The sequence below is a fragment of the Pseudoduganella buxea genome, assembly GCF_009720835.1.
GTDB lineage: Bacteria > Pseudomonadota > Gammaproteobacteria > Burkholderiales > Burkholderiaceae_D > Rugamonas > Rugamonas buxea.
This window is the reverse complement of sequence record NZ_WNKZ01000146.1, coordinates 1-9,185: the sequence shown is the minus strand read 5'-3', so window position 1 is coordinate 9,185 and position 9,185 is coordinate 1. Positions and strand designations below refer to the sequence as shown.

Genomic DNA, 9,185 nt, shown 5'->3' with positions numbered 1-9,185 from the left:
AGCCCGTCCCGCCGCGCGGCCGGCCCCCGGCTTCGCTCCGGCCGCGCCGACGCAGAGCCGTCCTGCTCCCGGCTTCGCCCCCGCCGCCCCCGCTGTCGACATGGAACGCATCTCGGCCATGATGGCCGATGCCGTCAATGCGGCCAAGGCCACGGCCGCCGCCGAAATGAGCACGATGATGACGGAACTGCGCGCCATGCGCGGCATGATGGAAACGCAGCTGGCCGAGCTGTCCTGGGGTTCGTCGCAGCAGCGCGAGCCGCACAAGGCCGCCGTACTGCGCGAAATGCTGGCTGCCGGCTTTTCCGCCACGCTGTCGAAGATGCTGATCGAAAAGATGCCGGCCGGCCGCAGCGCAGAGGAAAGCCTGCGCTGGGTGCGTACCGTGCTGGCCCGTAACATGAACGTCATCGCCAACGAAGACGCGCTGATCGAAGGTGGCGGCGTGTTCGCCCTGGTCGGCCCGACCGGTGTCGGCAAGACCACGTCGACGGCCAAGCTGGCGGCCCGCTGCGTGATGCGCCACGGCCCGGAAAAGCTGGCCCTGATCACGACGGACGCCTACCGTATCGGCGCGCACGAGCAACTGCGCATCTACGGCAAGATCCTGGGCGTGATGGTGCACTCCGTGAAGGACGAGGCGGACCTGCGCATCGCCCTGAAGGAACTGCGCAACAAGCACACCGTGCTGATCGATACGGTCGGCGTCAGCCAGCGCGACCAGATGGTCACCGAACAGGTCGCCATGCTGCAGGGCGCCGGCGCCGACGTGAAACGCCTGCTGTGCCTGAACTCGACGTCGACCCAGGAAACCCTGACGGAAGTGGTGCGGGCCTACCAGGGCTCCGGCCTGGCCGGTGCCATCATGACCAAGCTGGACGAAGCGGCCTCGATCGGCAATGTGCTGGACGTCGTGATCCGCCAGAAGCTGAACCTGTTCTACGTGTCGAACGGCCAGCGCGTGCCGGAAGACCTGCACCTGGCCAAGCCGATGGAACTGGTCGAGCGCGCCTTCCGCCTGAAGAAGGACGTCAACCAGTTCGCCGACAGCGACCTGCCCATGCTGATGGCCGCGGCCGGCAACGATGCGCGCGAGGTGCACCTTGGCTAATTTCGATTTCGACCAGGCCGAAGGCCTGCGCCGCATGCTGGCGGGGCCGCCGCGGCCCCGTATCGTCACCTTCCTGTCCGCCACCCCGCACGACGACAAGGGTTCCATGCTGGTCAACCTGGGCGCCTCGCTGGCCCGGGCCGGCAACGACGTGCTGCTGGTCGACGCCTGCGCCAGCGCCCACGGCGTCGCCTCGCGCCTCGGCGTGGACAACGGCGCCAGCCTGCTGACGGTGGCGCGCCAGGAATGCGGCCTGAACCAGGTGATCCACCAGGTGCCGCAAGGCTTCAACGTCGTGTCGATGACGCGCGGCGAAGCGCGCAACGGCCCGCAGGAAAGCCGCCGCCTGGCCAAGGCCTTCGACGTGCTGGCCTCGCAGGCCGGCATCGTCCTCGTCGATGGCGAGTTCGACGGCGAAGCATTTCCCGTGCCCGTCATGGCCAGTTCCGAGATCGTCATCCAGGTGTCGAACAGCGCCTCGTCGATCAAGAATGCCTACATGATGATCAAGCGCCTGAACCACGAGCTGGGCCGCCGGCCCTTCGGCATCGTCGTCACGGGTGCATCCGAAGCTGAGGCACGGGTGGTTTACGATAATATGGCGCAGGCGGCAAGCCGTTACCTGGCGGTCAACCTGGTGTCGATGGGTTCCGTGCCGGCCGATGAGTACCTGCACCGTGCCGCCCGGCTGGGCCGTGCCGTCGTCGATGCGTTCCCGCTGGCCGGTGCTTCGGTGGCGTTTCGTCAGCTGGCGGGCCGGTTCGCACTGGCCGGCGCGCCGACGCATTTTGCGGGGAGCGGCAATTAAATCAGCGCAGCGGACCGGGCCGGTCCGGTTGCGCCCATAAGAAATAGAACCAATCTATGTATACGGTCAAAGGGAAGGTGAACAAGGATTCGCTGCTGACGGAGCACATGCCCCTCGTCAAGCGCCTTGCCCACCACATGAAGGCGAAACTGCCGCCCAGCGTGGAAGTCGATGACCTGATACAGGCGGGCATGATCGGCCTGCTCGATGCACTGAACCGCTACGAAGAAACCCACGGTGCCCAGTTCGAGACCTATGCCGTCATGCGCATCCGCGGCGCCATGCTGGACGAGTTGCGTTCCAGCGACTGGATGCCGCGCACGATGCGCCAGGACATGCGCAAGATCGAAACGGCGATGGCCGCGCTGCAGCAGAAGCTGGGCCGCCCGCCCAGCGAATCCGAGGTGGCCAAGTCGCTGAAACTGTCGCTGCAGGATTACCAGGAAATGCTGTCCGAAGGCGGCGGCCACCAGCTGGTGTACTACGAAGACTTCAAGAACGAGGACGGCAGCGACAGCTTCCTCGACCGCTACGCCCACGACGAGGACGCCGATCCCCTGCGGGCGCTGATGGACACGGACTTCCGCCAGGCCGTCATCGACGCCATCGATAACCTGCCGCCCCGCGAGAAACTGTTGATGGGCCTGTATTACGAGGAAGAGTTGAACCTGAAAGAGATCGGCGCCGTCATGGGCGTCTCCGAATCGCGCGTATCGCAATTGCATACGCAGGCCGTCGCGCGCCTGCGCGCCACACTCCGGGAGCAGGCATGGACTGGTCCAGCGTAGCCGGTATCCTGCTGGCGCTGGCGGGCCTTATCGTCGGGCAATCGCTGGAAGGGGGCAAGCTGTCATCGCTGGTGCAGCCGGCCGCGTTTGCCATCGTTGTCATCGGCACCTTCGGCGCCGTGCTGCTGCAGACGCGCCCGGCCACGCTGCGCACGGGCATCCTGATGCTGCGCTGGGTATTCCGTCCGCCCGAGGACAGCCGCGCCGCCCTGAAGAAGGACATCATCGCCTGGAACCAGACGGTGCGCCGGGCCGGCCCGCTGGCGCTGGAGCGCCATATGGCGGCCGCCACCGACCCCTTCATGGCCAAGGGCCTGCGCATGGTGATCGACGGCATCCAGCCGGACAAGCTGCGCCAGTTGCTGGACACGGAAATCACGGCCTTCGAGACGGCCCAGCGCCAGGCCGTGCGCGTGTGGGAATCGGCTGCCGGCTATTCGCCCACCATCGGCATCCTGGGCGCCGTGCTGGGCCTGATCCACGTGATGGAAAACCTGTCCGACCCGTCCAAGCTGGGGCCGGGCATCGCCGTGGCCTTCGTCTCCACGATTTACGGTGTCGGCCTGGCCAACCTGTTCTTCTACCCCATCGCCAACAAGCTCAAGAACATCGTCACGACCCAGGTGCACCAGCAGGAAATCGCCGCCGCCGTGTTCCACGATATCGCCACGGCCGACTTCAGCCGCATCATGGACGAGCGCATCGCCACGCTGATGCGCGATCATTGACGCCGTGAGTCCGACTGCTTGAGCCCGATGCCATGACCCAATACCGCCGCGCCCGCCGCCCCTACGACGAAGAGCCGGAGAACCACGAGCGCTGGCTGATTTCGTACGCCGATTTCATCACCCTGCTGTTCGCCTTCTTCGTCGTCATGTACGCCATCTCGGTCGTCAACACGGGCAAGTACAAGGTGTTCTCGGACGCGCTGGGCGACGCCTTCGGCGGTGCCGGCGCGGCCATCACGCAGAACACGGAAGTGCAGACGACGCCGCAGGCCACGCCCCAGGCCGTGCGCCGCCGCGCCATGATCGCCCAGGAAAAAGTACGCATGACCAAGCTGGCCCAGGACCTGCTGTCGACGATGGCGCCGCTGGTCAAGGAAGGGAAAGTCAGGGTCACGCAGAACAGCCGCGGCGTCTCCGTCGAGATCAACGCCAGCGTGCTGTTCGACCCGGGCGAATCGAAGCTGACGGAAGAATCGCGCGAAGCCCTGCAGGCCGTGGCCAGCCTGCTGAAGGACGATCCCCACGCCGTCCAGGTGGAAGGCCACACGGACAACCAGCCGATCCGCAATATCTACGCGTCGAACTGGGAACTGTCGGCCGTGCGCGCCGCTACCGTGGTGCGCCTGTTCATCGAATCGGGCGTGGCCCCGGAACGGCTGACGGCCGTCGGCCACGCGTCGAACCACCCGGTGGCGGACAACGAGGACCCCATCGGCCGCGCCCGCAACCGCCGCGTGGCCGTGACGATCCTGTCCGGCGTGCCCGATCCGGAAACGGAGATTCCCACGGCGGAAAGTGCTGCTGCCGAAGCTGGGCCGGCGCCGGTGGTGCCGCCGGGGCAGTAAGGTGTTCGGCTGGTTCAAGCGCCGCGACGGCGCGCCGCCCTCCGGTCCGGATTACCGCCGCGTCACGACCCGTGCGGCTGCCGACAAGCTGTGCCGGCAAGGCGAGCTGGCCCGCCTGCTGCTGCTCCCCGTCGAGTTCGGCGGCCAGGACATCCGGGAGAACGTCGTCCACGTGCCGCCCTTTGTCGCCGAACTGAAGGCGCGCATCGACCGCGAGCAGATCCTGCCGCTGGCGTACGAGGGCAAGGTCAGCCGCTACACGGCCACGCCGGAGTACGAAGGCAGCAGCGTGGTGCCGGCGTCGCTGCGCATCGAGGCCACCGACCCGGGCAGTTTCGGCACCACCATCCATATCTGGGGCGCCGCAGTGCAACCCGCGGCGGCGCCCGCACGGCAAGGGCCGCTGCCATCTGCGCCGGCACTGGCAGCGCTGGACGCCGCCGCGCGCGACGATCCCGCCGCCTTCGTGCGCGCATTTATCGGCGATTACCACGCCTGGAATGATTATGCCCACCGCATCGCCGAGGCCGACCCGGCGGGGGGCATGGATGCGGCCGACGCGGCCTATGCCGCGCTGGTCGCCAAGTTCTGCCTGCCCGGCCTGGCGCCCCAGGGCGTTGCCTTCGGCAGCGACTCGTCGCACGACAATGCCCGCGAGAGCGTGCTGGGCATCGAGGCGAACGGCGCCGCCGCCATCGTTCGCACGCGCCACGCCAGCAGCATCGGCACGACCGAGCTGGCGCACGACTATGAATACCACCTGCAATCGGCCGACGGCCGCTGGTTCCTCGCCAGCCTGCTGTACGTGGCCGACGACGGCAAGTACGAGTGCCTGTAAGGCCCGGTTGCGAGCCTCCCGCTTCGCGGCGAGTCAGCCCACGCGCGCCTGCTGGATGCGGATCATGTTGCCGGCCGGGTCGCGCAGGGCGCAGTCGCGCACACCGTAGGGCTGGTCCGTCGGTTCCTGGACGATGTCGACGTCGCGCGCCTGCAACTGGGCGAAGGTGCCGTCCAGGTCGCGGGTGGCCAGCAGCAGCATGCCGTAGGTGCCCTTGGCCATCATTTCCGCGATGGTGCGGCGCTCTTCATCCGTCACGCCGGGCGCGACGCCGGGCGGGGCAAGCACGATCGACGTGCCGGGCTGGTCGCGCGGGCCCACCGTGATCCAGCGCAGCGCGCCGTAGGCCACGTCGTTGCGCACTTCGAAGCCGAGCTTGTCGCGGTAGAAGGCCAGGGCGGCGTCGGCATCGTCATGGGGCAGGAAGGTCGAGTGGATCGAGAGGTCCATGCTGTGTCTCCGTGTGGTGGTGGGAAACGTCAGCATAGCCGCGCCCGCCGGCCGGCGCTTCTCGATTCCTGACCGGCCGCGTCACCTGTTTCGCCACGCACGCCGGCAGGCCTGCCGTGGCGCCGGCGGCCTCTTCGCGGTAGACCGACGGCGGCACGCCCACCAGTTCGGCAAAGCGCGTGCTGAACGTGCCCAGCGAGCTGCAACCTACCTCGAAGCACACGTCCGTCACGCTCATGTCGCCCCGCCGCAGCAGGGCCATGGCGCGCTCGATGCGGCGCGTCATCAGGTAGGCATACGGCGACTCGCCATAGGCCAGCCGGAATTGCCTGCTCAAGTGGCCGGCCGACATGCCGGCGTCCCGGGCCAGCCCTTCCACGTCCAGCGGCTGGGCATACTCGCGGTCGATGCGGTCGCGCACGCGGCGCAGGCGGGCCAGGTCGCGCAGGCGCTGGGATGGCGGCGCGGCCATCACACGGTCAACGCGCCGCGAAAGCCCCGCGCCGCGTAGTAGGACTGGGCACCGTTGTGATACACGAACACGCGGCCATAGCGCCGGTCGCCGAACAGGGCGCCATCGAGGCCACGCACGTCCGCCGGCGTGGCGAGCCAGCTCGACGTCTTCAGGTCGAACGCGCCCAGGGCCTGCAAGGCGTGGTACTGCGCTTCGGTCAGCAATGCGATGCCCATGCTTGCAGCCGTCGCCATGGCGCTGCCGGCCGGTTTCTGCGTCTTGCGCGCCGCCAGCGCGTCGTCGTCATAGCACAGGCTGCGGCGGCCGGCCGGGGTCTCGGCGCTGCAGTCGCAGAAGACGATGCGCCCGTCGTCGTCGCGCCCGGTCACGTCCGGCTCGCCGCCCGTTTCCTCCATCGCCTGCAGCGACTTCAGGGCGCTGGCGTTGCCGTCCAGGCGGGCCAGCACTTCGGGCCAGGCGATGCCGGCGTGGCGTTGCGGATGGCCCTCGAAGCGGGCCTGCAGGGTTTGCAACAGAGTGTCGTAGTGAGGTGATCGCATGGTGGCTTGGTGTCCTGGCATGGATGATCGGCAGGCCTCACGATAGCATGGCACCGCCCGCCGTGGACGACGAGGGCGCCAGCCTTAACGATCTTGAACGGATGGGGTGCAACGGAGCAATTGGATGACGAGACGATGGAGGCGAAGGCGCTGGAAAAGCACGCACGCGCGGAACGCTGGAGGGTGGCGGTGACAGTGGCGCCCAGCTCTAAAGGGCGACAAGCAGCTGGCCGGACTGTTCCAATTCGACGTGGAGGGGCAATTGCACGGTAAATGCGCTGCCGCATCCGTGCCCGGCGCTCGAAACCAATACAGTGCCCTTGTGCGCTTCTACCAGGTTTTTCACCAGGGCCAAGCCCAGACCAAGGCCGCCGCCGGTACGGTCGGACGAAACTTCAGCTTGAACGTATAGGTCGAAAAGGCGCGGCATCAGTTCTGCAGTGATGCCGCTGCCGTTGTCGGACACCCGCAACACCGCCATCGGTCCACGTTTTTCCAAGGTGATCCCGATATCGCCGCCGTTTTCGGTATAGCGGACAGCGTTGCTGAGCAGATTGCTTGCCACCTGGACCAAACGGGTGCGATCCCCCAGCACGAACAAGCTGGCGTCGCCGAGATCCTGTTCCAGGCGATGGCCCTTCAGATCAGCGGCGGCCTGGACCTGCTCGACGGCGGCCCGCACAATTTCGGCCAGCTCCACTCGCTCATTGTCTAGCTGCACCAACCCGCGGCTGACCCTTGAAACGTCCAACAAATCTTCTACCAGTCTGCTCATATGTGCTACCTGGCGGCTGATCAATTCTCCCATCTGGTTGGCGCGCCCTGAAGGGACGCCGGCCGGCTGGAGCAATAAGGCAGCCATGCCGGCGGCGGACAGCGGGCCGCGGAGCTCGTGGCTGAGTGTGGCCAAAAACTGGTCCTTGCTGCGGTCAGCTTGCTGCAGTGCAGCAGCTTTTTGATCAAGCTGATCGTTAAGCGCTTCGATGTGACTGTTCCTTTCCTCCAACCGGGTGGTGGCCAGCAACAGATCATCTTGCCGTGCTTGCAGGGCATTGAGCGCATCAGTCAATTCACGGTTCTGGTGACGCGCTTCGGACAGTGCCACCTGGTTGGGCAATGCTTCGAACCCCGCAACCATCGAGTCAAAACCGGTCGCGGTTATAAACCCTGTTCGTGGAGGGAAGGGCTTGCCAACAATAACTCGGGTGCCTGCCGCGCTGCTGACGATCTCGAAATGGTCCATTAACCGTTGTGCAGACAGAATTCCCAATCCCATGCCGGTTGCTGAGCGATAGCGTCCCGACAGGATCAGTTCAACGTCTGCAATCCCGTTTCCTTCGTCTTCCACGGTGATCAGCAATAGTTGGGGCGCGGCAGTCCCGCACGCAGAAAACGAGACTGAACCAACCCCAGCGTAGTGCAGAATATTTCGGGCCAGTTCCGATACCACGGTGCCGATCCGTGCCTGATCGAGCCCACCAAAGCCGCATGCGGCAGCAATCTGACGGGCTCTCTGGCGCGCGGCGGTAACGTCAAAATCAGTGTCGACACGCAGGGTCAGTATTGGTTCAGTCATGCGAGCCTTAGCAGGTTCATAGTTTGGTCATCGCCCGGCAGGCAACAGTGCTGCCGGCGTTCGAATAAACCAAACTCTTGTTGCAGTACGACATTATAAGCGACGAGCGTCGCCTCCAAGATTCCTCCGACTAGTGGGAACGACGTTGAGGGTGGAGCGAGCGATTGCCGACACGGCGCTCAGGCGACGCTTTCCGCTGGAGGTCGAGCAGCTGCCTGCGGCGGCCCGCACGACGGGCACACGATCTCCTTCGGCGGCTGGGCCATCTGTTGCCGGACGGGGCATCCCGGCCTGATCGGGCCGGCGCGTGATACGGCGCTGGCGCCCTTCGTGGTCTGCGAACGGCGACGTGACAGGCGGCAGCCGGCAACACGCTAGAATGACGCCATGACCCGCAAAACTCCCGTCTTTCCCGGCCCCCGCACGGCGCGCGGCGCCGTCCTGGCCGTGCTGCTGTCGAACGCGGACCAGGCCGGCGCCGAACCCCTGCGCGGGCGCGTCACGCTGGCCGCCATCGTCCGCGCCCTGAAGCGCAAATACCACTGGCCCATCGAAACCACCAGCTTTCCGTCCAACACGGCGGACGGCCGCGCCAGCTGGGCCACCGTCTACAGCCTGCCGCCGGACGTCATTGCCGCCGCCATGGACGAGCGGGCGCGGGACTGGCTGAAGGCGGCGTCTTGAGACGCCTGCCCAATCACGTCAGCCGGGCAGGAAACAAACGAGCGCTTGCTTCCAGTCTTTCCGATCGTCCGCTTCCGGCCGTGAGCTGTCGGCCGCACCGGCAGATGCGGCATGCCCGTGCAAGAGAGAACGGCCTGCAGTGATCGGTATCTGCCCGCCTGCCATCGGCAGTCGGCTCAATTTTGCTCATCGGTAGGTGCTTGCCTTGCTGGAAACCTGAATCGCCACGAGTTTCCTAGACACTCGCGAGCCGCTTGAAATACTGCTTTTCATACTCGACCGGCGACAAGTCATTGCTGAAGCTGTGCCGGCGCTTCGGATTGTAGAACATCTCGATGTAATC

Annotated in this window: 12 protein-coding genes; 7 read left to right on the top strand and 5 right to left on the bottom strand. The window is 66.1% G+C overall.

All coding sequences use genetic code 11. The features are described 5' to 3' along the window. The 6 genes from flhF to GM672_RS26375 form a co-directional block, all read left to right on the top strand. Nucleotides 1–1,111 (top strand): flagellar biosynthesis GTPase FlhF (flhF, locus tag GM672_RS26400; protein WP_155473496.1); only part of this gene is annotated, 1,111 nt, incomplete at its 5' end. Continuing rightward, a complete protein-coding gene (locus GM672_RS26395; RefSeq protein ID WP_155473495.1) occupies nt 1,104–1,919 on the top strand; it encodes a MinD/ParA family ATP-binding protein in 816 nt (271 codons plus the stop codon). The genes flhF and GM672_RS26395, both read left to right, overlap by 8 nt. 56 nt (nt 1,920–1,975) lie before the next feature. After that, nucleotides 1,976–2,707 (top strand): RNA polymerase sigma factor FliA, encoded by a 732-nt coding sequence (locus tag GM672_RS26390; RefSeq protein ID WP_155473494.1) that lies wholly within the window; start codon nt 1,976–1,978, stop codon nt 2,705–2,707. Continuing rightward, nucleotides 2,689–3,435, top strand: a complete 747-nt coding sequence (locus GM672_RS26385) for a flagellar motor protein (RefSeq protein WP_155473493.1) — start codon at nt 2,689–2,691, stop codon at nt 3,433–3,435. Before GM672_RS26390 ends, GM672_RS26385 begins: the two co-directional genes overlap by 19 nt. Nucleotides 3,436–3,467: 32 nt before the next feature. Beyond that, nucleotides 3,468–4,280, top strand: coding sequence for a flagellar motor protein MotD (gene motD / locus GM672_RS26380; RefSeq protein ID WP_155473492.1), 813 nt, complete (start codon nt 3,468–3,470; stop codon nt 4,278–4,280). After that, nucleotides 4,231–5,118, top strand: a complete 888-nt coding sequence (locus GM672_RS26375) for a hypothetical protein (RefSeq protein ID WP_155473491.1) — start codon at nt 4,231–4,233, stop codon at nt 5,116–5,118. Before motD ends, GM672_RS26375 begins: the two co-directional genes overlap by 50 nt. 33 nt (nt 5,119–5,151) lie before the next feature. Here the strand turns inward: GM672_RS26375 and GM672_RS26370 are convergent, their stop codons facing one another. The 4 genes from GM672_RS26370 to GM672_RS26355 all read right to left on the bottom strand — a co-directional run bounded on the left by GM672_RS26370 (nt 5,152) and on the right by GM672_RS26355 (nt 8,158). Further along, complete coding sequence (locus tag GM672_RS26370) at nt 5,152–5,568, bottom strand: VOC family protein (RefSeq protein WP_155473490.1); 417 nt, start codon at nt 5,566–5,568, stop codon at nt 5,152–5,154. Next, on the bottom strand, nt 5,531–6,040 hold the full coding sequence (locus GM672_RS26365; protein ID WP_155473489.1) for a helix-turn-helix transcriptional regulator: 510 nt from the start codon (nt 6,038–6,040) through the stop codon (nt 5,531–5,533). Before GM672_RS26365 ends, GM672_RS26370 begins: the two co-directional genes overlap by 38 nt. Next, the gene (locus GM672_RS26360; RefSeq protein WP_155473488.1) at nt 6,040–6,582 is read right to left on the bottom strand and encodes a DUF4256 domain-containing protein; all 543 of its coding nucleotides are present in this window, start codon (nt 6,580–6,582) and stop codon (nt 6,040–6,042) included. The genes GM672_RS26365 and GM672_RS26360 overlap by 1 nt, the downstream gene beginning before the upstream one ends. 208 nt (nt 6,583–6,790) lie before the next feature. Next, nucleotides 6,791–8,158 carry an ATP-binding protein gene (locus GM672_RS26355; protein ID WP_155473487.1) on the bottom strand — a complete coding sequence of 456 codons (1,368 nt, stop codon included), beginning with the start codon at nt 8,156–8,158 and terminating at the stop codon, nt 6,791–6,793. Nucleotides 8,159–8,545: 387 nt separating this feature from the next. On the opposite strand from GM672_RS26355, the gene GM672_RS26350 reads away from it, so the two are divergent. Next, entirely contained in the window at nt 8,546–8,842 is a 297-nt protein-coding gene (locus GM672_RS26350) for a hypothetical protein (protein WP_155473486.1), read from the top strand. 235 nt (nt 8,843–9,077) lie between these two features. Here the strand turns inward: GM672_RS26350 and GM672_RS26345 are convergent. Beyond that, on the bottom strand, nt 9,078–9,185 hold a 108-nt coding region (locus GM672_RS26345), incomplete at its 5' end, for an IS3 family transposase (RefSeq protein WP_155472497.1).

Coding starts and splice junctions, on each gene's coding strand:
- GM672_RS26390 (WP_155473494.1), top strand. CDS start 1,976: ATGTATACGGTCAAAGGGAAGGTGAACAAGGATTCGCTGCTGACGGAG.
- GM672_RS26385 (WP_155473493.1), top strand. CDS start 2,689: ATGGACTGGTCCAGCGTAGCCGGTATCCTGCTGGCGCTGGCGGGCCTT.
- motD (WP_155473492.1), top strand. CDS start 3,468: ATGACCCAATACCGCCGCGCCCGCCGCCCCTACGACGAAGAGCCGGAG.
- GM672_RS26370 (WP_155473490.1), bottom strand. CDS start 5,568: ATGGACCTCTCGATCCACTCGACCTTCCTGCCCCATGACGATGCCGAC.
- GM672_RS26365 (WP_155473489.1), bottom strand. CDS start 6,040: ATGGCCGCGCCGCCATCCCAGCGCCTGCGCGACCTGGCCCGCCTGCGC.
- GM672_RS26360 (WP_155473488.1), bottom strand. CDS start 6,582: ATGCGATCACCTCACTACGACACTCTGTTGCAAACCCTGCAGGCCCGC.
- GM672_RS26355 (WP_155473487.1), bottom strand. CDS start 8,158: ATGACTGAACCAATACTGACCCTGCGTGTCGACACTGATTTTGACGTT.
- GM672_RS26350 (WP_155473486.1), top strand. CDS start 8,546: ATGACCCGCAAAACTCCCGTCTTTCCCGGCCCCCGCACGGCGCGCGGC.